We start from the raw sequence: 25,011 nt of genomic DNA, 5'->3' as shown, positions 1-25,011 counted from the left end.
GAGAAATGACGCAGGTCAGCTAGACGGTCTTTTCGATCCAGACCAGAGAGGCGAAGCGGCCAGTTTTGGGACTGCGCCGATAGGAGAAAAAGCGCGGGTCGGTCACGGTACAAAAACCGCCACCGGATACAGCAGAGATGCCGAAGCGAGCCAAACGCAAACGGGCCAGCTCGTAGATGTCGGCCATGTAGCGACCGTCATTGACGCTGGGTACAAAGGCGGCCTCGGCATGGGGCATGTCTTTCACAAAGACTTCCCGCACCTCTGCACCCACCTCGAATGCCTTGGGGCCAATGGCCGGCCCGAGCCACACAAGAATCTCCTGCGGCTCAACATTGAGGCTTTGTGCCGCCGCTTCAAGCACGCCTGCCGCCAATCCGCGCCACCCGGCATGGGCGGCCGCAACGCGAGTACCGGCACGATCGCAAAACAGCGCAGGCAGGCAGTCCGCCGTCATCGCCGTACAGGCAATACCGGGCGTTGCCGTCCAGCTCGCGTCGGCCTCGACAATCAGATCGGGGTTTGCAGGTGCGACCACAACCCCGTGAACCTGGCTAAGCCAAGCGGGCTGTACGTCAAAAATATGGGTAAGGCGCTGGCGGTTATGCGCAACGGCGACAGGGTCGTCGCCCACATGATCGCCCAGGTTGAAGCTGTCGAACGGCGCCAGACTGGCGCCGCCCGCGCGGGTAGTCACACAGGCCCTGATGCCCGCCGGCGCTGGCCAGTCAGGAATCAGGAAGGTGTTCACCCGACGAATGCCTCACGGTCTTGCTTGAGCAACGTCAACAACCAGACAAAGTCGTCCGGCAGTGGCGACTCCCAACTCATGCGCTTACCGGTCGTCGGATGATCCAGCTCCAGGAAACGGGCATGGAGCGCCTGACGCGGGAAGGTTTTGAGCGATTCAACCATCGTCACACTGGCCGACGGCGGAATGCGGAAACGACCGCCGTAGGCAGGATCTCCGACCAACGGGAAGTTGATGTGGGACATATGCACCCGAATCTGGTGCGTACGCCCGGTTTCCAGCTTGACCCGTACATGGGTGTGGGAACGGAAACGCTCAAGCACACGGTAATGACTGACCGCCTGCTTGCCACCTTCCATTACCGCCATGCGCTGGCGCTGCTGGCCGTGACGGCCGATGGGCGCATCGATCTTGCCCCCGGCAGTAACGACACCAATAACAATGCACTCATAGATCCGGCTGACACTGCGGCTCTGCAACTGAGTAACCAGCTGCGTCTGCGCCTGAATGGTCTTGGCGACCACCATCAGACCCGTGGTGTCCTTGTCCAGGCGATGCACGATCCCCGCACGCGGCACATTGATAATGTCCGGTACGTGATGCAGCAAGGCATTGAGCAAAGTACCACTGGCATGCCCTGCAGCCGGGTGCACCACCAGGCCCGCAGGCTTGTTGATGACCAGGATGTCATCGTCTTCGTAGACGATATCCAGGGGGATGTCTTCAGCGATCCACTCACCCTGTGCTTCCTGCTCTGCAGTCAGCTCCAGGATGCAACCGCCGTGAACAATGTCACGGGGGCGTATGACGGCTCCGTCCACAGTAAGGCGGCCGTCTTTGATCCAGGCGGAAAGGCGCGAGCGCGAGTGCTCAGCGAATAATTGTGCGGCGACTTGATCGAGGCGTTGGCCACCCAGTTCGGACGGCACCTCTTCGCGAAGTTGAATTTTCTCGGACATGCTCATCAGGACCGCGCCAAGCCTTTGGTTTCGGCTGCGCGCTTGTGGTTAAATACGGCGTCTTTTGCCCCGAGGCTTTTCACGGGGCGCTCATCATAACAGGACGGACCCGCCCAAGACAGCGGCCGTCATAGGGACGCAAGCCGCCATGCAAGTGAGACACCTGCTGCTGATCGCCATCCTCGCACTGACTGCCGCTTGCTCGTCGACTAAAGAAGTAGTTGACGAAAACCTCAGCGAAGTCGAGCTGTACCAGCAGGCACAGGCCGACCTGGACAACCACAGCTATACCAGTGCTACCGCCAAACTCAAGGCCCTGGAGTCACGCTACCCGTTCGGGCGCTACGCCGATCAGGCCCAGCTTGAACTGATTTATGCCTACTACAAGAACTCTGAGCCCGAAGCCGCCAAGTCTGCTGCCGAACGCTTTATCCGCCTGCATCCACAGCACCCCAACGTTGATTATGCCTATTACCTTAAAGGCCTGACCTCGTTTGACCAGGATGTGGGCCTACTGGCGCGCTTCCTGCCGCTGGACATGACCAAGCGCGATCCTGGCGCTGCGCGCGACTCCTACAATGAGTTCGCACAGCTCACCAGCCGCTTCCCGAACAGCCGTTACGCACCTGATGCCAAGCAGCGCATGATTTACCTGCGCAACCTTCTGGCGGCGTATGAAATCCACGTAGCTGATTACTACCTGACTCGTCAGGCTTATGTAGCTTCAGCCAACCGTGGTCGCTACGTGGTCGAAAACTTCCAGGAAACCCCTTCGGTCGGTGACGGCCTGGCGGTGATGGTCGAGTCCTACCAGCGTATGCACCTTGACCAACTGGCCAGCACCAGCCTTGAAGTGCTCAAAGCCAACTACCCTGATCACCCAAGCCTGGTTGACGGTCAGTTTGTGCCGCAGACTTCCGAGTCGGACAGCCGCTCCTGGCTGAGCAAGGCAACCCTGGGCCTGATCGAGTCCAGCACACCGCTGCCACCGGGTGAAACCCGTGCAAACATGGACATCCAGAAGCAATATCAGGACGCCAAGGATGCAATTCCGGCCGAACTGAAGCCTAAAGATGCCGATGGTGAAGTAATACCAGAGCCTGAAGCGGAAGGTAAAAGCCGCTCGTGGTTCAGCTACATGACCCTTGGCCTGTTCGACTGATTGTTCGGTGCCAAAAAAAAGAGCCCTTCGGGGCTCTTTTTTTATGTTCGATTTGGCGCTGTGCGCCTGCCAAGTCCTTGGCTAAACTGAGGCCTCTTTTCTCGAATAGCGAATAACCATGCTTCGTTTACTGATCTGGGCTGCTCTGATTGCTGCAGGTGTGTGGCTCTGGCGCAAATACAAAGCCAATCTGGCCGAGACTAAAAAACCGGTCGATCCAGGCGTCCTGCCTATGGTCCGGTGCGCCCACTGTGGCGTGCATCTGCCACGGGATCGCGCACTGAGCCAGCAGCAGGAATGGTATTGCACCCAGAACCACCTGGAGCAAGGGCCAAAAACACGCGGTTGATTTTCAAGAAGCCGCCCTGCACCTGTGCCAGCAACTAGCTGGCTCTTGTAGGTGCTGGCTTGCCTGCGATACTGATTGCCCGGATTGTCATGTGTATCGCGCTGACGCCATCGCGAGCACGCCCCCTCCCACAAATATGATTGCAGGCAGGGATGTTTAAATCCGCCCCTCTGGCGCATAGGGTGCCGGATCGATGATCGGCTCACGCCCCAGCAATAAATCTGCAAATAACTGGCAGGAAGCCGGAGCCAGAACCAACCCGTTGCGATAATGCCCGCAGTTGAGCCACAACCCGTCAAAACCCGAAACACGCCCAATATAGGGAATGCCTTCCGGCGAACCCGGGCGCAAGCCCGCCCAATGCCCTACTACTTCAGCATCAGCCAGTGCAGGAATAAGCTCGACCGCCGAGGCTTTCAAGCTATCAAGAGCAGTCTGCGTAGGCGTTTTATCAAACCCCTCATGCTCCAGCGTACTACCGATCAATATATGGCCGTCGCGACGCGGAATGGCATAGCGCCCTTTTGCCAACACCATGCACGACAAAAAGTCGGGCGCGCACTTGTACAGGATCATCTGACCCTTGACCGGCTCTACAGGCAGTTCAAGCCCCAGCCCGCTCAACAATTCACCGCTCCATGCACCCGCCGACAACACCAGCTCATCACCGCGAATCTCACCCTGAGCCGTTTTCACACCCGCAACTTTATCGCCTTCGCGGATAAACCCCAGCACTTCGCATTGCTCGCGGATCGTGACATTGGGCATTGCCTGCAACGCAGCCTTGAGCGACTTCACCAGCCGCGGGTTACGCACATTGGCCACATCTGACATGTAAATTGCGCGAGAAAAACCGCCACCAAGCACCGGTACAGCGTCGTCAACCGCCGACATATCCACAGCTGAAAGTGGCCGCCCCTCACGCTGGGCCCATTCCAGCGCCTGGGCTTGATCCTCAAGATCCAGCCAATACAGGCCGGTGGTGTGCACTTCGGGATCGATACCCGTCGAGGCAAACAGACGCCTGGCCAGTTGCGGGTAAAAATCTTGTGACCAGTGAGCCAGCGCCGTGACAGCACCGTTGTAGCGCCACGGATAAAGCGGCGAAACAATACCCCCGCCCGCCCATGATGATTCCTGCCCTACACCGCCACGCTCCAGCACAATGACCTGCTCTACATCGGCCGCCAGATTAAACGCAGTCAGCAGGCCGATCACTCCGCCCCCGACAATCACCACCCGTTGCTGCCTAGCCATTTAGAGATCCAGCCCGTCATTCATAATTAATCGTTAACGCCCCCAACACTGCTGCGCAGTCACCTCAGGGGCTGCCTGGGCATTCCCTGCAAGACCGGTGTGGGCCAGCGTAAAGTGCCCACATTGATCGCCTGCCATTGCCGAGCCTTTTTTTGGCGTCGCCGTCAGCAAGAAAGAGTGATCTGTGAGTTCGGACGTAATGTCGTAGTACTGATTACCTGAATTGAGTTCATGCCCGCCGCTGTATACCGCGTTTTTTGTATAAATACGTTCAAGACGCTGGGCCTGCTCCGACAGCAGGACGATGATTTGGGAGCGATACGCTCGCTTCACATAGTCGCTGTACAACGGATAAGCGAACCCTCCAAGGATACCGATGATCACCACTACGATCATCAATTCGATCAGGGTAAAACCTGCTCCATGTCCATGCATTGCGAATTCCCTATTGCAGCTGTCGCCACATGACCCTGCGAAAACGATGGGGCGCCGCCTCTTCTGCGCCTTGATAACGCGCATAAATACTTTCCAGTACAGTGCGCGACTGCCCGCGCAAACCAATTCCGGTCACTCGGTACAAATGGGTGGCGGTAGCGGCTGGAAGGTGGGCTGGTGCAACGCTCTGCCCGAGGTTCTGAATACCATACAACCCGTCAGCAACGCTTACCCAGCGCACCCCTGACACCGGATCGGTTGCAGGCGAAGCCTGAGTCCGCGCCTCGATTGGCGGGCTGCACGTTACTGGCGAAGCACATCCCGACACGGCACTCCATTCACTTTCAAGCCAGGATTCACCGCTACGTAGTGCCGCCTCCGCTGCCTGGAATGAGTGATTGACGTGCTGGACGCCTGCAGCCATTTTTTCCTGCCGTGCCGCACTGGCCATAGAGGCCATACCTATTACGCCAAGCAACAACATGAATACCAGACTGGCCAAAAGCGCCATGCCGCGCTGGGCGCTCAAGGGAAACCGCCCCAAGCCAGCCGATTACGCAAAGCGACAACCAGTTGATAGGCCTGATCCCTGACTCGTCCACCCGGGTCACGCAATGTCAGCCCGATACGCACACTGCGGATGCTGGAAGTTTTACTCGGACGATCTTCATAGCGCGGCACCGACTGCGCGCCCTTCGAACCGGCCACGCCAAAACTCACGTTAAATGCAGCAACATTGTCGAGCAGCACGGCTTTATTGGGCCCAACCTTCAACTGCCCATTGTCAAAGCGGTAAAACAGCTCACGAACAGGGAATCCAGTTTCGCCAGGAGCTAAAGATAATCGAGCACCGGGGTAGGCTTTGGCAGTGGTTGTGCAGTCAGACACCACCGTCCAGTCCGGCCGGGCCGCCTGCAGCCCTATGTCTGCGCTGATCATGGAAAGCGACGCATCCTGCCAGGTGACAGGCGTTTGAAATTGCGAGGGAGCATCGACAATGCGATCAGTCGAAAGGCAACCGAACATGCCTGCCATACGGATTTCCTGGGCCAGCTTGCTCAGTACATAACGGGCATCTTCTTGCATCTGCGCCGATGAGCGCTGAGTCAGGTAAGTTTCACGAGCACTCAAGAACACCTGCGTCAGCCCCAACACCACCAGCAAGCCCAGCGCCAGCGCCACCATCAGTTCGATCAGGCCAAAACCCGAGCGTGTACTGCTCACGATGCTGCGGCGATCGTATCGCCAACAATCAGGTTGATTTGATCCAGCCGCGAAACCGGGTAATCAGCGCCTGATTCAGCGCGGATCTGGTCCAGCCTGCTGTAAGCAATAAAACTGTCCTGGGTATTCACTAACGCACTGGCAGTGTGCTTCAGGGCATTCAGTTGCATACCGGCGCTGCCAAGCAGGCTGATAAACAGAACCAGCAATGCGATCAGCACTTCGATCAAAGTCATTCCGGCTTGGCGTTTCTTATGTAACCGAGGCATCTGTGTCTTCCGTGTCGTTGAGGTCGACGACACGCCCTGTGCCGCCCAGACAAAAGCCTAGCCTCACTCTCGGGCCTTACAGGTAAGACGCAATCTGGAAAGGCAGACAGATTTTGTCGCCTGAATTCGTAAGCCATAGCCCATACAAAAACCGCAAACATGATGAAATCATTGCCGGGCATCAGCGGATACCGGATCAGCTATACCGAGAAAGCACACTACAACCACTCAAGGAGGGCGCTGTGTATCAACGCGGTATGAGCCTGATCTCGTTACTGCTGTCGCTGATGATCGTGGCGATCACCGCCCGATTTGCCAGCCCGGCCTATAGCGCGCTCACAGAGGGCCAGCGTCGCCAGGTCACTGCCGAACAGCTAGCCAGCAGCCTGCGCAACGCTCGCACTGAAGCATTGCTACGCCATCAATATGTGGTGGTTCATGCAGTGAATGAGGACTGGAGCCAAGGCTGGAGGACCATTCTGGACGTGAGTGGCCAGGGACATCTCGACAGGAGCAACCCGGTCCTGGTCGAGACACAAGGCAGTGGACGCATACCGATTGCGGGCAATACGCCGGTCAAACACTATGTGCGATTTAGTCCGCTGGGGGAGCCACTGCTGAGCAAAGGCGCTTTTCAGGCGGGAACGCTGCATGTTTGTCAGGCAAGGACTGCACAGAGCCACTATCAGGTGGTGCTGGCAAAAAGCGGGCGCATCAGCCTGCGCAGCGATCAGGCTGCACAGGCGTTATGCGCGGTAAATCAGGTAATGGCGCGAACCCGCAGCTCTTTGGGCATGGAGAACGTGACATTCTCTTCGCGGCCAGCCAACTCATCGGCACCGGTAGCGCCCCAGGCGTGAAGTTGCTGGATCACGCCACGCACCAGTACTTCAGGTGCAGAAGCACCAGCGGTAATACCAATGCTTTGCACGCCGTCGAACCAGCTTTTTTGCAGATCTTCGGCACCGTCGATCAGGTAGGCCGGGGTCTGCATGCGTTCAGCCAGTTCGCGCAAGCGGTTGGAGTTGGAGCTGTTCGGGCTACCCACTACCAATACGACATCACACTCATCGGCCAGTTGCTTGACCGCATCCTGACGGTTTTGCGTGGCGTAGCAGATATCATCCTTGCGCGGCCCGCCAATGGCCGGGAAGCGCGCACGAAGGGCATCGATCACACGACTGGTGTCGTCCATCGACAAGGTGGTCTGGGTCACAAACGCTAACTTTTCCGGGTTCCTGACCTGCAGATTGGCGACGTCTTTTTCGTCTTCGACCAGATAGATCGCGCCGCCATTAATGGCATCGTACTGACCCATGGTGCCTTCGACTTCCGGGTGACCGGCGTGGCCGATCAGGATGCATTCGCGACCGTCACGGCTATAGCGCGCGACCTCGATGTGCACCTTGGTGACCAGCGGGCAAGTTGCATCGAATACTTTCAGACCACGACCCGCAGCCTCAGCACGCACGGCCTGGGAAACCCCGTGGGCACTGAAGATCACGATGACGTTGTCCGGCACCTGGTCCAGCTCTTCGACGAAAATCGCGCCACGGGAGCGCAGGTCTTCGACGACAAATTTGTTGTGCACCACTTCATGGCGAACATAGATAGGCGGACCGAATACTTCCAGTGCGCGATTGACGATTTCAATCGCACGGTCCACCCCAGCGCAGAAGCCACGGGGGTTGGCGAGTTTGATATGCATGCTAGGCCTCGTGGGACGCGCAGAAAAATAATGCCAATCAGGCCCGGCCGCAGCCGGGCACTGAATTACAGCGCTTTGACGTCTTTGATTTCCACGTCGAAGGTCAGGGTCTTGCCTGCCAGCGGGTGATTGAAATCGATGGTGACTTGCTCGTCATCAAAGGTTTTGACCACACCCGGAAGCTCGGTGTTGGCCGCGTCGTTGAAAATCACCAGCAAGCCTTCCGACAGCTCCATGTCCTTGAACTGCGAACGTGGAATAACCTGCACATTTTGCGGGTTGGGCTGGCCGAAAGCGTTTTCCGGAAGGATTTCCAGCGTGCGCTTGTCACCCGCCTTGAAACCGAACAACGCGGCCTCAAAACCAGGCAGCAGGCTGCCATCTCCCACCTTGAAAGTAGCCGGGGCTTTGTCGAAGGTGCTGTCAACGGTGTCGCCTGTTTCCAGGCGCAATGCGAAATGCAGAGTGACCTGCGTGTTCTGACCAATACGCTGTTCAGTCATGAGCGGGTTCTCCGGACTTTTTACTTTTGAACATATCCAGCGCCAGCATCACGGCACCTACGCAAATCGCACTGTCAGCGAAGTTGAACGCAGGGAAGTACCAGCGATTTTGCCAATGCACCAGAATGAAATCGACCACATGACCATAAACAATCCGGTCATAGAGGTTACCCAATGCGCCACCCAGAATCAGGGCAAGGGCAATGGCCAACCAGGTGTCATTGCGCCCCAGACGCTTGAGCCAGACAACCAGCACGCCACTGACCACGACAGCAATCAGCGCAAACAGCCAACGCTGCCAGCCGGCACTGTCAGCCAGAAAGCTGAAGGCCGCGCCGGTGTTGTAGGCCAGGGTCCAGCTGAAGAGATCAGGGATCACTACAATCTGCTGATACATCTGCAGCGAGTTGTCGAAGTAGACCTTGGTGGTCAGGTCGATGACCAGGACCAACAAGGTCAACCAGAGCCAGCCCAGGCGCCCGAAGCGCCCGGTAGTGCTGGTATTAGGCATAGTGACGTACCTCGCCGGCGCCGCTGATGTTGTCGACGCAACGACCGCAGATTTCCGGATGCTCCGGGTTCACGCCGACGTCTTCACGGCAGTGCCAGCAACGGGCGCACTTGGCGTGGGCGGACTTGACCACTTTGAGTTTGAGACCGGCGACTTCAGTCACCACGGCATCCGCTGGAGCTTGCACAAAAGGTGCAACGCTGGCGGTGGAAGTGATCAGTACAAAGCGCAGTTCGTTGCTCAATTTGGACAAGTCAGCTGCCAGCTCATCTTCGGCAAACAAGGTCACTTCTGCCTGCAAGTTGCCGCCAATGGCCTTGGCTGCACGCAGGTTTTCCATTTCCTTGTTGACCGCAACCTTGACCGCCATGATCCGTTCCCAGTAGGCGCGGCCCAGCTCGGCGCCTTCCGGCAATTCAGTCAGGCCTTCGTACCAGGTGTTGAGCATGACGGACTCGTTACGCTCGCCCGGCAGGTATTGCCACAGCTCGTCTGCGGTGAACGACAGGATCGGCGCGATCCAGCGCACCAGCGCTTCGGAGATGTGGAACAGAGCGGTCTGGCACGAACGACGGGCCTTGCTGTCGGCACCCGTGGTGTACTGGCGGTCCTTGATGATGTCGAGGTAGAAACCGCCCAGCTCCTGCACACAGAAGTTGTGCACTTTGGAGTAGACGTTCCAGAAGCGGTACTCGCCGTAATGCAGCTCAAGCTCACGCTGCAGCAGCAACGCGCGATCCACGGCCCAACGGTCCAGTGCCAGCATTTCTTCGGCAGGCAGGATGTCGGTAGCCGGATTGAAGCCGGTCAGGTTCGACAGCAGGAAGCGTGCGGTGTTGCGGATACGGCGGTAGGCGTCAGCACTGCGCTGCAGGATCTGGTCGGAAACCGCGATTTCACCCGAGTAATCTGTCGAGGCAACCCACAGGCGCATGATGTCGGCGCCCAGGGTGTCGTTGACCTTTTGCGGTGCAATCACGTTGCCCAAGGACTTGGACATCTTGCGACCAGCCTCGTCCACGGTGAAGCCGTGGGTCAGCAGTTCACGGTACGGCGCGTGGTTGTCGATGGCGCAACCGGTCAGCAACGAGGAGTGGAACCAGCCACGGTGCTGGTCGGAACCTTCGAGGTACAAGTCGGCACGCGGGCCGGTCTCGTGACCCATCGGGTGCGAACCGCGCAAAACGTGCCAATGCGTAGTGCCCGAGTCGAACCACACGTCCAGCGTATCGGTGATTTTGTCGTACAGCGGCGCTTCGTCGCCCAGCAACTCGGCAGCGTCCATTTTGAACCAGGCTTCGATGCCTTCGAGCTCAACGCGCTTGGCCACTTCTTCCATCATTTCGACGGTACGTGGGTGCAGCTCACCGCTTTCCTTGTTCAGGAAGAACGGGATCGGCACGCCCCAGTTGCGCTGACGCGAGATGCACCAGTCAGGACGGTTGGCAATCATCGAGTGCAGACGAGCCTGACCCCATGCCGGAACGAACTGGGTGTCTTCGATGGCCTTGATCGCACGGGTACGCAAGGTGTCGCCGGTCGTCGGCTGCTTGTCCATACCGATAAACCACTGCGCAGTCGCGCGGTAGATCAGCGGAGTCTTGTGGCGCCAGCAGTGCATGTAGCTGTGGCTGATGGTTTCGGTGAACATCAGCGCACCGGCTTCGATCAGCTTGTCGATGATGTTCTGGTTGGCCTTCCAGATGAACTGGCCACCGAAGAACTCCAGCGATGGCACATACACGCCGTTGCTTTGAACTGGGTTGATGATGTCATCGTTGACCATGCCATAGGCTTTGCAGGTCACGAAGTCGTCTACGCCGTAAGCCGGGGCGGAGTGAACCACGCCCGTGCCAGCGCCCAGTTCAACGTACTCGGCCAGGTAAACTGGCGACAGGCGATCATAGAACGGGTGACGGAAGTTGATCAGCTCCAGCGCTGCACCGGTTGTGGTCGCGATGACCGAACCTTGCAAGTTGTAGCGCGCCAGGCAGGACTCGACCAGCTCTTCAGCCAGTACCAGCAGCTTGTCGCCCACGTCGACCAGCGCGTAGGTGAATTCCGGGTGTACGTTGAGCGCCTGGTTGGCCGGAATGGTCCACGGGGTGGTGGTCCAGATCACGATCGCTGTCGGCTTGCTCAGGGCTGCCAGGCCAAAGGCCTCGGCCAGCTTGGCTTCATCGGCAACCGGGAAGGCAACGTCGATGGCCGCGGACTTTTTGTCCTGGTACTCGACTTCCGCTTCAGCCAGGGCCGAACCGCAATCAAAACACCAGTTCACAGGCTTGAGGCCTTTGAACACGAACCCGCCCTTGACGATTTCGGCCAGGGCACGGATTTCACCGGCTTCGTTTTTGAAGTCCATGGTTTTGTAAGGGTTGGCGAAGTCACCCAGAACACCCAAGCGGATGAACTCGGCTTTCTGGCCCTCGATCTGCTCGGTCGCGTAGGCACGGCACAGCTCGCGGGTTTTATCCGCGGGCAGGTTTTTACCGTGGGTCACTTCAACCTTGTGCTCGATCGGCAAACCGTGACAGTCCCAGCCCGGCACGTACGGCGCGTCAAAACCCGACAGGGTCTTGGAGCGGATGATCATGTCTTTCAGGATCTTGTTCAGCGCATGACCGATGTGGATCGTGCCGTTGGCGTATGGAGGACCGTCGTGAAGTACGAACTTCGGACGATCCTTGCCAATCTCGCGCAACTTCCCGTACAGGCCAATGCTGTCCCAGCGCTGCAAAATTTGCGGTTCGCGCTGTGGCAGGCCGGCCTTCATTGGGAAGGCGGTGTCCGGGAGGTTTAGCGTGGCTTTGTAGTCGGTCATTTCAGGCTCTTTTTAAGCGGTTGACCCAGCCAATAGGCTCGGGCGGCGGCGACGTCCGCATTGATCGCCGTCTTGAGCGCCTCCAGGGAGGCGAAACGCTGCTCATCACGCAGCTTGTGGTGGAATGCCACGGTCAGGCGCCGGCCATACAAATCACCGGCATAATCCAATAGATGTACTTCAAGATGGGCGCTGCCATCCCCTGCTACGGTTGGCCTGACGCCAATGTTGGCGACGCCGGGCCAGGTCTTGCCATCGATGTCGACGCTGGCCAGGTAAACCCCGGTCAACGGAACACGGCGACGCTTGAGCTGAATATTGGCGGTCGGCGTACCCAATTGGCGCGCCAGTTTTTGCCCGTGCAATACCCTGCCAGTAATTTGAAAAGGGCGCCCCAGCAAACGTTCTGCGAGGGAGAAGTCTGCATCAGCCAAGGCATCACGTACCTTGGTGCTGCTGATTCGCACACCATCGAGCTCGACCGTTTGCGCCGCCTCGACAGTAAAGCCCTGCATCTGGCCGGCCTGCTGCAAAAAGTCGAAGTCGCCAACCCGGTCGCAGCCAAAACGGAAGTCGTCACCGACCTCCAGGTGCTGCACACCCAGGCCATCGACCAGAATGGTATCGACGAACTCGGCAGCACTGAGCTTGCACAGACGCTGGTTAAACGCCAGGCACAGCACCCGGTCAACCCCGGCGTCGGCCAGCAGTTGCAGCTTGTCGCGCAACCGGGCCAGACGTGCCGGAGCCGTATCTGGATTGAAGAACTCGCGCGGCTGCGGCTCAAAAATCACCACGCAGCTGGGCACGCCCAACTCCAGCGCACGCTCACGCAGCCGACCCAGGATAGCCTGGTGACCACGGTGTACACCGTCAAAGTTGCCAATAGTGGCGACGCAGCCCCGATGCTGGGGCCGCAGATTGTGAAGGCCTAGAACCAGCTGCATAACGCGCTTCTTGCTCATAAAGTGGTCGATTATAACCACACCCAGCCCGGTACGACAGGCAACAGCGCACGGCAAATCAGGTCAATTCGACAAAATCGACGTCTGACCTGCAATTACCTTACATAAGAGACTTGCGTGCGAAATCTTTCAAACGCAGGCCCAACAGCAGCAGCATGCCGAAATAAGCCAGCACGCCCGCGATGACCAACCCGCCCAGACGGATAAACCGTTCCAGCATATTGCCGTGATCCCAGGCTGGCATCAGATGCATCAAGCCCAGTAATACCCCGGACATCACCAGCACCGCCAACACCAGCTTGAACAGGTATTTGGTCCAGCCCGGTTGCGCGACAAACAACTTTTGGCGACGCAACTGCCAGAACAGCAAACCGGCATTGATACAGGCACCCACGCTAATGGCCAACGCCAAACCGGCGTGCTGCAAAGGCCCAATAAATACCAGGTTGAGCAACTGCGTCACTACCAGGGTAAAAATCGCAATTTTCACCGGCGTTCGAATGTTTTGTTGCGCATAAAAGCCCGGTGCCAGGACCTTGATCATGATAATCCCGAGCAACCCAAGCGAATACGCGATCAATGCACGCTGGGTCATGGCCGCATCAAAGGCGGTGAACTGACCGTACTGGAACAGCGAAACGGTGAGTGGCTCGGACAAAATGGCCAACGCCAACGAGCACGGCAGCACCAATACAAAGCACAGGCGCAATCCCCAGTCGAGAATCCGCGAATATTCCTGGCGATCTTTATTGGCGTAGGTTTTGGACAGGGTCGGCAACAGGATCGTCCCGAGCGCCACGCCCAGCACTCCTGACGGCAACTCCATCAGGCGGTCTGCGTAGTACATCCAGGACACGGAGCCCGCAACAAGGAAAGACGCGAATATCGTATTGATGATCAGCGAAATCTGGCTGACCGAGACACCGATAATGGCCGGCACCATGTGCTTCATCACCCGCCAGACGCCGGTGTCACGCAGGTTGAGGCGCGGCAGCACCAGCATGCCGATTTTCTTCAGATGGGGCAGCTGGAACAGCAGCTGGGCCAGGCCGCCGACCAGCACCGCCCAACCCAGCGCCATGATCGGCGGATCGAAATACGGCGTCAGGAACAGCGCAAAAATGATCATGCTGACGTTGAGCAGGGTCGGCACGAAGGCCGGCACTGCAAATCGGTTCCAGGTATTGAGGATCGCCCCTGCCAGCGATGACAGCGAGATCAGCAATATATAAGGGAACGTGACCCGTAGCATGTCACTGGTCAGCTCGAATTTTTCCGGGGTCGTGGCAAAGCCCGGGGCGGTTGCCCAGATGACCCAGGGAGCAGCGACCATGCCCAGCACGGTAACAATGGCCAGTGCCAGGGTTAAAAGCCCGGCGACATAAGCAACAAATGTACGGGCCGCCTCCTCGCCTTTCTGGCTCTTGTATTCCGCCAAAATCGGCACAAAAGCCTGGGAAAAAGCACCCTCGGCGAAAATCCTGCGCAGCAAATTAGGCAGTTTGAAGGCAATAAAGAACGCATCCGTGGCCATCCCGGCACCAAAGGCACGCGCAATGATCGTGTCGCGAATGAAGCCCAGAACCCTGGAAATCATGGTGATTGAGCTGACGGCAGCCAACGACTTGAGCAGGTTCATTGAAAGAGTTTTTGCCTATAGAGAAAGAGCAGGCGAACAAAGCGCCCACTTATGCGATACTGCGCGCCGCAACAGCACAGAGCCAAGCTCGCGAGTTTACAGGTCAAGCGCCGGAAATAAATATCCCGTCTGCCTCGATCCACCACTCAGCGGATCGCATCAAACGCCCTTGACAAGAGTTCTCGTCATCGGCATGATTCGCGGCCTATTTTGTTTGTTATTTCCCAAAAGTCTTTCGAGGAGCTCGACGGTGGCCAACACACCTTCCGCCAAAAAACGTGCAAAACAGGCTGAGAAGCGTCGCAGCCACAACGCCAGCCTGCGTTCCATGGTTCGTACCTACATCAAGAATGTAGTTAAGGCCATCGACGCAAAAGACGCTGCTAAAGCGCAAGCTGCTTATGTTCTGGCTGTTCCTGTTATCGACCGTATGGCCGATAAAGGTATCATCCACAAGAACAAAGCTGCTCGCCATAAGAGCCGCCTGAATGGCCACGTCAAGGCTTTGAACCTTGCGACCGCCGCTTAAGCGATAAGCTTTTTAAAAAACCGACCTCAGGGTCGGTTTTTTATTGCCTGTGATTTGCCCCCCCTTCCGAACACAACGCTCGTCATCGACTACAAAAGCGTCAACACAGTAAAAAATGGGCAAAAAAAAGCTGCGATAACCGCAGCTTTTTTAATTGAGACCCGTTACTCGTGCGCCCACGGCAAGATAGGAATCGCCGTCACTGCGTTCTGCGGGCTGCCTTCGATCAGGCGATCGCTGTACACCAGATACACCAGCGTATTGCGCTTCTTGTCGAGAAAACGCACCACCTGCATGGTCTTGAACACCAGCGAAGTGCGCTCCTTGAACACCTCTTCACCATCCTTGAGCTCACCTTTGAAGCTGATCGGACCGGTCTGACGGCACGCAATCGAGGCTTCGGCGCGATCCTCAGCCAAACCCAGCCCGCCTTTCATCCCACCCGTCTTGGCACGAGACAAGTAGCAGGTCACGCCATCGACCTTCGGATCATCGAACGCCTCGACCACAATGCGATCGTTCGGCCCGACAAATTTGAATACCGTCGACACCGTGCCAATTTCTTCAGCCGACGCCAGCAATGGCATCGCCAACATCAACCCCAACAAACCGCCAATCAAGCGCATGCCACACCTCACATTCAAACCAGGATCAGGTTATCGCGATGAACCAGCTCTGGCTCCGCCATATAACCCAGCAAGCCGACAATCGCATCCGATGACTGCCCAATAATTTTTTGCGCTTCCGCAGCGCTGTAGTTAGCCAGGCCACGGGCAATTTCTCGCCCGTCCGGAGCCACACACACCACCATTTCTCCACGACGGAAACCGCCCTGAACCGCCTTGACCCCTACCGGCAACAAGCTTTTATTGCCCTTGGACAAGGCCGCGACAGCCCCCTCATCCAGCACCAGCGTGCCGCGGGTCTGCAAGTGCCCGGCCAGCCACTGCTTGCGCGCTGCCAGCAGGCCACGCTCAGGAGACAGCAACGTGCCCAGGCGCTCGCCAGCCTTCAGACGATCCAGCACACGCTCCAGACGCCCACCCACGATGATGGTATGCGCACCCGAACGGGCCGCCAGACGCGCCGCACGCAACTTTGTCTGCATGCCGCCACGACCCAGCGCACCACCCGTACCGCCCGCCACTGCATCCAGCGCAGGGTCATCGGCACGGGCTTCGTAAATCATTTTTGCATCAGGGTTATTGCGCGGATCGGCATCAAACATGCCGTCGCGATCGGTCAGAATCACCAGCAGGTCCGCCTCGACCAGATTGGCCACCAGCGCCGCCAGCGTATCGTTGTCGCCAAAGCGAATTTCGTCCGTGACCACCGTGTCATTTTCATTGATGACCGGGATCACGCCCAACTCCACCAGCGCACGCAAGGTACTGCGGGCGTTGAGGTAACGCTTGCGATCAGACAGATCGTCATGGGTCAGCAAGATTTGCGCGGTATGCCGGGAGTGCTCGGCAAAGCTCGACTCCCAGGCTTGCACCAGCCCCATCTGACCAATGGCCGCAGCCGCCTGCAGTTCGTGCATGGCACTCGGTCGCACCGTCCAGCCCAATCGACTCATACCGGCCGCAACCGCACCCGAAGACACCAGCACCAGCTCAACGCCAGCCTCGTGCAACGCCACCATCTGCTCGACCCAAACCCCCATCGCTACGCGATCCAGGCCTTTGCCATCCGCTGTCAGCAACGCGCTGCCGATCTTGACCACCCAGCGCTGCGCACCCGTCACCTTGCTCCGCATCATCATCCAACCTATGCCTGAGAGCAGCGCGACCGAGCGCTACCCATGGAATTATTTTTGATTACCAACTCGTAGATGCTAAAACGCCGCTCATTGAGCGGCGCTGTAGTTTACTGCAACGAATCAGTCGCGGACGTAAATGATTTCAGGACCATCATCGTCTTCAACGTCTTCTTCATCCCAGTCATCGTCGCCGATGTCGTGGACGCTCTTCACGCCGCTGCGGCGCAGGGCACGCTTGTCATCCAGCGCTTGCAACTGCGCACGCGCCTCATCTTCGATGCGCTGATCAAGCTCAGCCAACTCTTCCTTGTAGGCCGGGTCATTGGCCAGACGGTCAGCACGATCTTCCAGATAACGCATGATGTCGTGGCACAGCTTGTCGGTACCGATTTTGGCGATGGCCGAAATCACGTAAACCGGACCCGTCCATTCCAGACGATCGACCACTTCTTTAACACGCGCATCATGCTCGTCTTGCGGCAACGAATCGCACTTGTTCAAGACCAACCAACGATCACGCTCAGCCAGGGACGGGCTGAACTTGGTCAGCTCGTTGACGATGACTTCTGCGGTATCAGCAGCGCTTTCACTGCCTTCAACCGGCGCCATGTCGACGAGGTGCAGCAACAGACGGGTACGCGCCAAGTGCTTGAGGAAGCGAATCCCCAGGCCCGCACCATCAGAAGCACCTTCGATCAAGCCGGGAATATCGGCAATCACAAAGCTCTTCCAGCGATCCACGCTGACTACACCCAGGTTTGGTACCAACGTGGTGAACGGATAATCCGCCACCTTTGGCTTGGCCGCAGACACCGAACGGATAAAGGTACTTTTACCGGCATTCGGCAAGCCCAGCAGACCAACGTCAGCCAGCACTTTCAGCTCCAGTTTCAGGTCACGCTGCTCACCCGGCTTACCCGGAGTGGTCTGGCGTGGAGCCCGGTTGGTACTGGATTTGAAACGGGTGTTGCCCAGACCGTGCCAACCACCATGAACCACCAGCAAACGCTGGCCGGCCTTGGTCAGGTCGCCGATGATTTCCTGAGTGCCCGCATCGATCACCGTGGTGCCGACCGGAACACGCAGCTCCAGATCTTCACCCTTGCGACCTGTGCAATCTGCACTGCCGCCGTTCGAGCCGCGCTGAGCATCGAAGTGACGGGTGTAGCGGTAATCAACCAGGGTGTTGAGGTTTTCGTCGGCGATCATGTAGATCGAGCCGCCGTCACCACCATCACCACCGTTCGGACCACCGTTTTCGATGAATTTCTCACGACGGAAGCTCATGCAACCGTTACCACCGTCGCCTGCTTTTACTTTGATCGATACTTCATCAACAAACTTCATAACAAAACACGCCTCTCGTCATCAGGACGAGCCGATAAAAACCAAGACATAAGACTCTTGCAAAAATGAGCGCAGCGACCTCAATCAACGACCGTAAAATCCAGCGCCAGCAGCCCATACAAACAGTTTTGCAAGAGACTCACCCCACAAACGAAAAAGCCCCGTCGCAAGACAGGGCTCTTCCAGCTACCAAGCTATTACGCCGCGACGACTGCAGTCTTCGGAACGATGCTTACATAGCGACGACCGAAGGCGCCTTTAACCTGGAACTTGATCACGCCTTCCACTTTCGCGAACAGGGTGTGATCTTTGCCCATACCAACGCCGTAGCCAGCGTGGAATTGGGTGCCGCGCTGACGCACGATGATGTTGCCCGGAATGATAGCCTGGCCGCCATACATCTTCACGCCAAGGCGTTTGGCTTCTGAGTCGCGACCGTTACGGGTACTACCACCAGCTTTTTTGTGTGCCATGAGTCAATTCTCCTAGTGAGGAATTAGGCTGAAATTAAGCCTGAATACCGGTGATTTTGATCTCGGTGTACCACTGGCGGTGGCCCATACGCTTCATGTGGTGCTTACGACGACGGAACTTGATGATGCGGATTTTATCGTGACGACCTTGGGAGATCACTTCAGCAACAACAGTGGCGCCAGGAACAACTGGAGCGCCGATGTTCACGTCATCGCCATTGGCGACCAACAGAACGCGATCAAAAGTTACGGATTCGCCGGTAGCGATTTCCAGTTTTTCGATCTTCAGGTATTCACCTGGAGCTACTTTGTATTGCTTGCCACCAGTAACGATTACTGCGTACGACATGGTATTTCTCCGATAATCCTGCTCACCCAGCGCTTTATAGGTAAAGGTATTGGCTGGCATGGCTGCATGGGGCTGGAACGGCCCAAGTGCAATTGCGTAAGGCAGGTGCTGCCCAGGAAGTTCAGGGTGCGCGATTGTACGCAAGCCATGCCGGGGTTGCAAGGGGCCGTCTATCGCGCCTTGACAGGCCCAGCCCCCCGACCTAGCATGCCGCGCAACCCTTCTGGAGCACCTGTCGCTGATGCAACCCCAAGCTTTCTACCGCGCGGTGGCGGACGATTTTAGCGCCGTCGATGGCATCATCAAGAAGCAGCTGACTTCACGCGTACCGCTGGTCTCAAAAATCGGCGACTACATTACTTCAGCCGGCGGCAAACGCCTGCGTCCTTTATTAGTGCTGCTGTGCGGCAAGGCCCTTGGCCGCGAAGGCGACGATATGCGCCTGCTGGCCGCGACCATCGAGTTCCTGCACACCGCCACTCTGCTGCACGACGACGTGGTCGACATGTCGGGCATGCGCCGTGGTCGCAAAACAGCCAATGCAACGTGGGGCAACGCGCCCAGCGTTCTGGTTGGCGACTTCCTCTATTCGCGCTCCTTCGAAATGATGGTTGAGCTGGGCTCGATGCCAGTGATGAAAATCCTGTCGCAAGCCACCCGCATCATTGCGGAAGGCGAAGTGTTGCAGTTGTCCAAAGTGCGCGATGCCAGCACCACTGAAGAAACCTATATGGAAGTCATTCGCGGCAAAACCGCGATGCTCTTCGAGGCTTCGACCCACAGTGCCGCAGCACTGGCCGGTGCCACGCCAGAACAAAGCGAAGCGTTGCGAACCTTTGGCGATCACCTGGGCGTAGCGTTCCAATTGGTGGATGACCTGCTCGACTACCGCGGCGACGCCGAAACCCTGGGCAAGAACGTCGGTGACGATCTGGCCGAAGGCAAGCCGACACTGCCATTGATCTACACCATGCGCGAAGGCACGCCCGAACAGGCAGCTCTGGTGCGCAAGGCCATCCAGAAAGGTGGCATTGAAGACCTGGAGAGCATTCGTGCCGCCGTTGAGGCCTCCGGCTCGCTGGAGTACACCGCTCAACTGGCTCGTGACTACGTAGCCCGCGCAATTGTTTGCCTTCAAGCCCTGCCGCCAAGCGAATACCGCGACGCACTGGTTGAGCTGAGCGAATTTGCAGTAGCGCGCACGCACTAACTGCCTGTGGGAGCGGGCTTGCTCGCGATGCAAGCGCCGCCACCGCGGCGCTCCAATCGCGGGCAAGCCCGCTCCCACACGGTCAATCTGCCCCGCCATTCCCCGCCCCGCACTAAAACCCTATATAATGCGCGCCTTTTAGCCATCCTGACTCTTAAGGAGCTTTAGTGAGCACGTTGCCGCCCTGCCCAAAATGCAATTCCGAATACACCTACGAAGACGGCGCCCAGCTGATCTGCCCGGAATGCGCCCATGAGTGGTCTGCCAATGGCGTAGCGGAAGAAGCCAGCGATGAAAAAGTCTACAAGGACTCCGCAGGTACTGTACTGACCGACGGCGACACCATCACCGTCATCAAGGACCTGAAAATCAAGGGCACGTCCCTGGTGGTCAAAGTGGGCACCAAGGTCAAAAACATTCGCCTGTGCGATGGCGACCACGATATCGATTGCAAGATCGACGGTATCGGCCCCATGAAACTCAAATCCGAGTTCGTGCGTAAAGTCTGATCCTGTTGCTTTCCTTCCTGCGTTTAGCGCAGGAAGGTGCAATTTCCCTCGCAACACTCCCGCGCAATATCAAAAAGCCATCAACCTTGATCCGCAGCAGCTCTAACGCACAAAGACGATAAATCCGCCAATAGGCACTTGCTATTAATTGAATAAGAATTATTCTCATTGGTATTCATCAAGGAGATGACGACCATGACTTATTTAATTGATGCCTGGCTGGACCGTCCACATCCCTATCTGCGAATCCTGCATCGGGAAACCGGGGAAGTCTGTGCGGTACTGGAAGAAGAAGCGCTGAACGAACTGCAGGACCAGGGCGACCTGGATTTCAGCGGGCTCAACTCAAGCGAACCGGTAGTGCTCAAGGAGCTGGTGCGCAATTTGTTTCTATTTTGCTATGCCCGGGCATTGCGCCCTTGCGGCACGACTGACACTCATCAGCACCACGCCAAAATACACATATGACGTGGCCGGTGCAGCTGCGGGTTTGCCAGCAAACCCGCAGCCAACGTTAAAGCACCGGGTTCTTACAGAACGTCCAGCAGCTCAACGTCGAATACCAGCACGCTGTGCGGAGCAATGCTGCCAACGCCTTGGGCGCCGTAAGCCAGTTCGCTCGGCACGTAGATGCGCCATTTGCTGCCGGCGTTCATCAGTTGCAGGGCTTCAGTCCAACCGGCAATCACGCCGCCAACCGGAAACTCAGCTGGCTGACCACGATCGTAGGAGCTGTCAAACACAGTGCCGTCGATCAGGGTGCCGTGGTAGTGAACACGTACAGTGTCTTCACGGGATGGCTTGGCGCCTTCACCTGCAGTCACAACTTCAAATTGCAAGCCGGAAGCCAGGGTGGTAATGCCGTCTTTCTTGGCGTTTTCAGCCAGGAATGCCTTGCCTTCGCCTGCAGCAGCTTCTGCCTTGGCAGCCGCTTCAGCTTGCATGATCTCGCGGATCACTTTGAAGCTGGCCGACATTTCTTCCTGACCTACACGGCTTTCCTTGCCCGCGAAAGCGTCAGTCAGGCCAGCCAGGATTGCATCCAGGCTGATGCCCGGTGGCGGGTTGTCGCGCAGTTGGTCGCCCAGCTGACGGCCAATGCCATAGCTAACACGAGTTTCGTCGGTCGACAGATTTACTTCGGACATAACACTGCTCCGCTGTGGGGGTGCCCGGAAAATGCCACGTTAACCGCAGCCCCCGAACACCCGGAACCAAAAAAGGGCCAGCAGACTACCACAGCCCCCAAAGCCTTCGCAGCCCGGGTTCGTGTGCGCGCACAGGCTTGGGGTCAGTGTTTGGTCAATTTATCCAGATAGCCCATCGCAAAGGCCGATACCACAAAGGTCATGTGAATGATCACGTACCACATCAGGTACTCGGTCTCGATATTGCGCGCATCCATGAACACTCGCAGCAGGTGAATCGAGGAGATCGCCACGATCGACGCTGCCACTTTCATCTTCAGCGAGGTTGAGTCCATGGTGCCCAGCCAGCTGAGCTTCTCCTTGTGGTCGTCGATGTCCAGTTGCGAGACGAAGTTCTCGTAGCCGGAAATCATCACCATCACCAACAGGCCGCCCACCAGTGCCATGTCAATCAGCGACAAAATGACCAGGATCAAATCCGACTCACTTAACGCAAACACGTTGGGGATTACGTGAAACACTTCCTGAAAGAACTTCAACGCCAAAGCCAACAGACCCAGCGAGAGCCCGAAGTAAATAGGCGCCAGAATCCAGCGCGAGGCGTACATTGCGTTTTCGATAAAGCGTTCCATTGAATCTCACAGGAATTAAAAAAATGGGCGCGAGTATATCAGTGAGAAAACCGCATAGTTAAAGGCTTCGAAACAGCCTGTAAAAACATTTTCTGCTAGTGTCCTCCTCTCAAGCATTGTTTACGGACAGGAAAACCGAACCATGGATCTGCGATTTCCCTTGGCCTGTTTTGGGTTTTCGATGGCTGTGCTCGCCATTGCCGGCTGCTCGCCTGACGACGAACACCAGCAGGCCACTCTGGAAGAACGCAGTGCTGCGTTTGAACAGAGCCTGGACACCATCAAGGATCAACAGCTCAAAGATGCAATCGCCGACCTGGGCGGTTCTTTGCTGTTGCTGGAGCGTGCGCGCCTCAAGCTTCAAGACAAACCCATCGAGACCGAATACGCCACGGACGACCTTGCACTGCTTAAGCACTACCCCAGCAGCCAGGCGTTAAGCGATACCTATATCAACGGTCTGTTTGTACTGCGCAAAAACTCCAGCTCCGATTACTTGACGGACCTGGAACCCGTCTTCCCGTTCCCGCTCAATAGCGCGTCCGAATTCCCGTTCCCCCACGCGCTGGAATGGCAATCCGTGACCCTGAGCAACAAGCAGGTGGTGCCCTTTGCTCCCGAGTGGTCTGAAACCGACCCAGGCATCCAGCTAAGCCCCTCCAGCGCCAACCTGAGCAACCCGGACGACCTGACCGTCACTTACCCCTACATTGACGGGCTTGAGGTCGAGAACACTCGACAGCCCCAACCCCTGATCCTGCATGGCAAAGTGGAAGTGATCGCGCCAGGCAAGGTGGTCAACTTCAACCTGAATGCCAAGGATGTGGGTAAAACCCGTACCGACGGCACAATCAGCGTGACCCTGCTGACGCTGGGTCAAAACTATGCCGAAGTGGATATCGTCAACAGCGCCCCGCTGGCAGAACAGGTACGAGATACCCCGCTCAACCCGCTGATCATCCAGGCCCGCGACCACTCCGGACAGTTTCTGTCACGCTCGGGTTCGATTAACGAAAACGCCGAACAACTGGCCTTTTATCAGCAGCAACTGGCCGAAATGCTCAAGCAAACCGCCTGGAGCGAGGCTTTTGAGCAGCAACTGGATAACGAGCAACAAGCCTTTGAGCAGAAGCACCCCCACCACTACAGCAAGGTGTACTTCAACGGCACGGTAGAGAGTGTCGATATCAACGTGCTCGATTTCTCCACGGCCAATGTCACCCGCAAATCCCTCGATCTGCCGGTGCTCAAGCTCGACAAAAACGTGGTGGGCAAAGAGATTCAGGCACTCCCGATCAACGTTGTGGTGTATGACGACCAGGCCGCCAGCTACCTCAAGAACGCCACCCTTGACCCGGAGCAACTGGAAAAGAGCGTGGTGATCAGCCAGTCAGTGGACGATGCCAGCGCGGCAACTCTTGAGTTCAGCCATCCGGCCACCTTCAACGACGAAATGCTCGGGGCGCTCCCGCAAAAATCCGACGCACCCGTGACCTTCTTTGCCGAAGATGAAAATGGCAACCGCAGCGAGCCGCTCGAACTGCCCATCGAAGCCTTTGATGTGGACCCCAACGCGGGTGTCATCACCTACGACCTGAACCTGTTCCCCGAAACACCGGCCTATGCGGTTGGCTCAATCCCGCTGTTTATCGCGGACATAGACAAGCAGGTACTGGATGTCGCCCACCTGCCCAAAGGCCTTGAGCTCAAAGGCAATACCCTGATCGTTGATCAAAAATTGTTCCCGGAAGAGGCCTGGCGCTTTTATGCAAAAGACGGCACGGGTAACTACCTGAAGGAAGTGCTAGCTGTCAGCCACAGCGCCGAGCCAGATGGCCCGCCAGTGTTCGACGTGCATTACTTTTATGGTCAGCCGACTCAACTTGAAAGCTATGCACGCACAGCCCTGAACCCTGTCGAATATGGGTTTGAAGTCAAACTCGACAAAGCTGCGCCAGCCAGCACCCCCCAATAAAACCGCCGTTTTAGTGGGACGCGCTGCAGCGCCCGCCATTGATCTGACGCAACTGGGCCTGCACATGCAGGCACCAGATCTGCGGATCGTCCGCGAGCCGATAACCGTGCAGCGTCAGGCTTTCAACGATTGATTCAAGAATGGTTTCGGCCACGAAAGGCCCTGGGAACGGGCCTTGCGCCTTGATAGTAGAGGGCTGCTCACCTGCCAGACCTGCAGCAAAGAGAAGCGTCCACATCCCGTTATTGCCTGCCAGCGGTCGAATGCTGCATTCAATACGAGTCACCAGGCCCAAGCATTGGCGAGTAAGGCAAAGGTTGCGCGACATGGCGGCGACCCTCGATAGATCCTGTCTTCAGCCGCACACTACGGGCTGCATCGTCCGGTGACGACAGTGGAGTCCATGCCCTGAGAATAGAAGAAAAAGCGCATAAGAAAAGTCGCCAATGACCAACGGCTTATTCGATGGGTATCGGTGATTTGTGGGGGCGGGCTTGCTCGCGATTGGATCGCGAGCAAGC

29 protein-coding genes are annotated in these 25,011 nt (G+C 57.3%); 8 read left to right on the top strand and 21 right to left on the bottom strand.

The window, feature by feature from the left end:
- Nucleotides 1–19 precede the first annotated feature (19 nt).
- Entirely contained in the window at nucleotides 20–751 is a 732-nt protein-coding gene (pgeF, locus tag AACY07_RS03330; RefSeq protein ID WP_339473453.1) for a peptidoglycan editing factor PgeF, read from the bottom strand.
- Nucleotides 748–1,710 carry a 23S rRNA pseudouridine(1911/1915/1917) synthase RluD gene (gene rluD / locus AACY07_RS03325; RefSeq protein ID WP_019823983.1) on the bottom strand — a complete coding sequence of 321 codons (963 nt, stop codon included), beginning with the start codon at nucleotides 1,708–1,710 and terminating at the stop codon, nucleotides 748–750. Before rluD ends, pgeF begins: the two co-directional genes overlap by 4 nt.
- Nucleotides 1,711–1,858: 148 nt before the next feature.
- Between rluD and AACY07_RS03320 the strand changes: the two genes are divergently transcribed.
- Nucleotides 1,859–2,872: an outer membrane protein assembly factor BamD gene (locus tag AACY07_RS03320; protein WP_133078582.1), complete on the top strand. Its 1,014-nt coding sequence runs from the start codon at nucleotides 1,859–1,861 to the stop codon at nucleotides 2,870–2,872.
- Between the two features lie 118 nt (nucleotides 2,873–2,990).
- Complete coding sequence (locus tag AACY07_RS03315; protein WP_133078583.1) at nucleotides 2,991–3,221, top strand: PP0621 family protein; 231 nt, start codon at nucleotides 2,991–2,993, stop codon at nucleotides 3,219–3,221.
- Nucleotides 3,222–3,377: 156 nt separating this feature from the next.
- Here the strand turns inward: AACY07_RS03315 and thiO are convergent, their stop codons facing one another.
- From thiO to pilV, 5 genes are read right to left on the bottom strand one after another with little or no spacing between them, the layout of a single operon-like run.
- Nucleotides 3,378–4,478, bottom strand: a complete 1,101-nt coding sequence (gene thiO, locus AACY07_RS03310; protein ID WP_339473451.1) for a glycine oxidase ThiO — start codon at nucleotides 4,476–4,478, stop codon at nucleotides 3,378–3,380.
- Nucleotides 4,479–4,511: 33 nt separating this feature from the next.
- Entirely contained in the window at nucleotides 4,512–4,913 is a 402-nt protein-coding gene (locus AACY07_RS03305; RefSeq protein ID WP_339473450.1) for a type IV pilin protein, read from the bottom strand.
- A gap of 10 nt (nucleotides 4,914–4,923) precedes the next feature.
- Nucleotides 4,924–5,442, bottom strand: a complete 519-nt coding sequence (locus AACY07_RS03300) for a pilus assembly PilX family protein (protein WP_339473448.1) — start codon at nucleotides 5,440–5,442, stop codon at nucleotides 4,924–4,926.
- A complete protein-coding gene (locus AACY07_RS03295) occupies nucleotides 5,439–6,137 on the bottom strand; it encodes a PilW family protein (protein ID WP_339473446.1) in 699 nt (232 codons plus the stop codon). Before AACY07_RS03295 ends, AACY07_RS03300 begins: the two co-directional genes overlap by 4 nt.
- Nucleotides 6,134–6,406 carry a type IV pilus modification protein PilV gene (gene pilV / locus AACY07_RS03290; protein ID WP_445261345.1) on the bottom strand — a complete coding sequence of 91 codons (273 nt, stop codon included), beginning with the start codon at nucleotides 6,404–6,406 and terminating at the stop codon, nucleotides 6,134–6,136. The genes AACY07_RS03295 and pilV overlap by 4 nt, the downstream gene beginning before the upstream one ends.
- A 242-nt stretch (nucleotides 6,407–6,648) precedes the next feature.
- On the opposite strand from pilV, the gene AACY07_RS03285 reads away from it, so the two are divergent.
- Complete coding sequence (locus AACY07_RS03285) at nucleotides 6,649–7,266, top strand: GspH/FimT family protein (protein ID WP_445261344.1); 618 nt, start codon at nucleotides 6,649–6,651, stop codon at nucleotides 7,264–7,266.
- Here the strand turns inward: AACY07_RS03285 and ispH are convergent.
- The 6 genes from ispH to murJ all read right to left on the bottom strand — a co-directional run bounded on the left by ispH (nucleotide 7,167) and on the right by murJ (nucleotide 14,556).
- Nucleotides 7,167–8,114: a 4-hydroxy-3-methylbut-2-enyl diphosphate reductase gene (ispH, locus tag AACY07_RS03280; RefSeq protein ID WP_019824001.1), complete on the bottom strand. Its 948-nt coding sequence runs from the start codon at nucleotides 8,112–8,114 to the stop codon at nucleotides 7,167–7,169. The genes AACY07_RS03285 and ispH overlap by 100 nt on opposite strands.
- A gap of 65 nt (nucleotides 8,115–8,179) precedes the next feature.
- A complete protein-coding gene (gene fkpB / locus AACY07_RS03275; protein WP_133078590.1) occupies nucleotides 8,180–8,617 on the bottom strand; it encodes an FKBP-type peptidyl-prolyl cis-trans isomerase in 438 nt (145 codons plus the stop codon).
- Entirely contained in the window at nucleotides 8,610–9,128 is a 519-nt protein-coding gene (lspA, locus tag AACY07_RS03270) for a signal peptidase II (protein WP_133078591.1), read from the bottom strand. Before lspA ends, fkpB begins: the two co-directional genes overlap by 8 nt.
- On the bottom strand, nucleotides 9,121–11,952 hold the full coding sequence (gene ileS, locus AACY07_RS03265; RefSeq protein ID WP_339473445.1) for an isoleucine--tRNA ligase: 2,832 nt from the start codon (nucleotides 11,950–11,952) through the stop codon (nucleotides 9,121–9,123). Before ileS ends, lspA begins: the two co-directional genes overlap by 8 nt.
- A complete protein-coding gene (gene ribF / locus AACY07_RS03260; RefSeq protein WP_219260983.1) occupies nucleotides 11,949–12,899 on the bottom strand; it encodes a bifunctional riboflavin kinase/FAD synthetase in 951 nt (316 codons plus the stop codon). The genes ileS and ribF overlap by 4 nt, the downstream gene beginning before the upstream one ends.
- 118 nt (nucleotides 12,900–13,017) lie before the next feature.
- Nucleotides 13,018–14,556, bottom strand: a complete 1,539-nt coding sequence (gene murJ, locus AACY07_RS03255) for a murein biosynthesis integral membrane protein MurJ (RefSeq protein WP_219260985.1) — start codon at nucleotides 14,554–14,556, stop codon at nucleotides 13,018–13,020.
- A 250-nt stretch (nucleotides 14,557–14,806) separates the two neighbouring features.
- Here murJ and rpsT point away from each other — a divergent pair, with 250 nt between their 5' ends.
- Complete coding sequence (gene rpsT, locus AACY07_RS03250) at nucleotides 14,807–15,085, top strand: 30S ribosomal protein S20 (RefSeq protein ID WP_003443902.1); 279 nt, start codon at nucleotides 14,807–14,809, stop codon at nucleotides 15,083–15,085.
- Nucleotides 15,086–15,249: 164 nt separating this feature from the next.
- On the opposite strand, the gene AACY07_RS03245 is transcribed toward rpsT, so the two are convergent.
- The 5 genes from AACY07_RS03245 to rplU all read right to left on the bottom strand — a co-directional run bounded on the left by AACY07_RS03245 (nucleotide 15,250) and on the right by rplU (nucleotide 19,016).
- On the bottom strand, nucleotides 15,250–15,711 hold the full coding sequence (locus tag AACY07_RS03245; RefSeq protein WP_133078595.1) for a CreA family protein: 462 nt from the start codon (nucleotides 15,709–15,711) through the stop codon (nucleotides 15,250–15,252).
- Between the two features lie 14 nt (nucleotides 15,712–15,725).
- Nucleotides 15,726–16,844 (bottom strand): glutamate 5-kinase, encoded by a 1,119-nt coding sequence (gene proB, locus AACY07_RS03240; protein ID WP_219261011.1) that lies wholly within the window; start codon nucleotides 16,842–16,844, stop codon nucleotides 15,726–15,728.
- A 123-nt stretch (nucleotides 16,845–16,967) separates the two neighbouring features.
- Nucleotides 16,968–18,194: an Obg family GTPase CgtA gene (gene cgtA / locus AACY07_RS03235; protein ID WP_019824019.1), complete on the bottom strand. Its 1,227-nt coding sequence runs from the start codon at nucleotides 18,192–18,194 to the stop codon at nucleotides 16,968–16,970.
- Between the two features lie 197 nt (nucleotides 18,195–18,391).
- Entirely contained in the window at nucleotides 18,392–18,667 is a 276-nt protein-coding gene (gene rpmA / locus AACY07_RS03230) for a 50S ribosomal protein L27 (protein ID WP_003443913.1), read from the bottom strand.
- Nucleotides 18,668–18,701: 34 nt separating this feature from the next.
- Entirely contained in the window at nucleotides 18,702–19,016 is a 315-nt protein-coding gene (rplU, locus tag AACY07_RS03225) for a 50S ribosomal protein L21 (protein WP_003443915.1), read from the bottom strand.
- A 241-nt stretch (nucleotides 19,017–19,257) separates the two neighbouring features.
- On the opposite strand from rplU, the gene AACY07_RS03220 reads away from it, so the two are divergent.
- The 3 genes from AACY07_RS03220 to AACY07_RS03210 all read left to right on the top strand — a co-directional run bounded on the left by AACY07_RS03220 (nucleotide 19,258) and on the right by AACY07_RS03210 (nucleotide 21,203).
- Entirely contained in the window at nucleotides 19,258–20,226 is a 969-nt protein-coding gene (locus tag AACY07_RS03220; protein ID WP_133078596.1) for a polyprenyl synthetase family protein, read from the top strand.
- 167 nt (nucleotides 20,227–20,393) lie between these two features.
- On the top strand, nucleotides 20,394–20,735 hold the full coding sequence (locus AACY07_RS03215; protein WP_016779415.1) for a zinc ribbon domain-containing protein YjdM: 342 nt from the start codon (nucleotides 20,394–20,396) through the stop codon (nucleotides 20,733–20,735).
- 195 nt (nucleotides 20,736–20,930) lie between these two features.
- Nucleotides 20,931–21,203 carry a PA4570 family protein gene (locus tag AACY07_RS03210; RefSeq protein WP_133078597.1) on the top strand — a complete coding sequence of 91 codons (273 nt, stop codon included), beginning with the start codon at nucleotides 20,931–20,933 and terminating at the stop codon, nucleotides 21,201–21,203.
- 62 nt (nucleotides 21,204–21,265) lie between these two features.
- Here the strand turns inward: AACY07_RS03210 and AACY07_RS03205 are convergent, their stop codons facing one another.
- On the bottom strand, nucleotides 21,266–21,883 hold the full coding sequence (locus AACY07_RS03205) for an FKBP-type peptidyl-prolyl cis-trans isomerase (RefSeq protein ID WP_019824026.1): 618 nt from the start codon (nucleotides 21,881–21,883) through the stop codon (nucleotides 21,266–21,268).
- A 143-nt stretch (nucleotides 21,884–22,026) separates the two neighbouring features.
- Nucleotides 22,027–22,515: a TIGR00645 family protein gene (locus tag AACY07_RS03200; protein ID WP_019824027.1), complete on the bottom strand. Its 489-nt coding sequence runs from the start codon at nucleotides 22,513–22,515 to the stop codon at nucleotides 22,027–22,029.
- A 142-nt stretch (nucleotides 22,516–22,657) separates the two neighbouring features.
- Here AACY07_RS03200 and AACY07_RS03195 point away from each other — a divergent pair, with 142 nt between their 5' ends.
- Complete coding sequence (locus AACY07_RS03195) at nucleotides 22,658–24,490, top strand: hypothetical protein (protein WP_339473444.1); 1,833 nt, start codon at nucleotides 22,658–22,660, stop codon at nucleotides 24,488–24,490.
- A 10-nt stretch (nucleotides 24,491–24,500) separates the two neighbouring features.
- On the opposite strand, the gene AACY07_RS03190 is transcribed toward AACY07_RS03195, so the two are convergent.
- Nucleotides 24,501–24,818 (bottom strand): PA4575 family protein, encoded by a 318-nt coding sequence (locus AACY07_RS03190; RefSeq protein WP_019824029.1) that lies wholly within the window; start codon nucleotides 24,816–24,818, stop codon nucleotides 24,501–24,503.
- Nucleotides 24,819–25,011 lie beyond the last annotated feature (193 nt).

This window comes from Pseudomonas sp. RL_5y_Pfl2_69 (assembly GCF_963970465.1).
GTDB lineage: Bacteria > Pseudomonadota > Gammaproteobacteria > Pseudomonadales > Pseudomonadaceae > Aquipseudomonas.
Note: the sequence above shows the minus strand (reverse complement) of the source record. Positions and strands in the feature narration are given on the sequence as shown.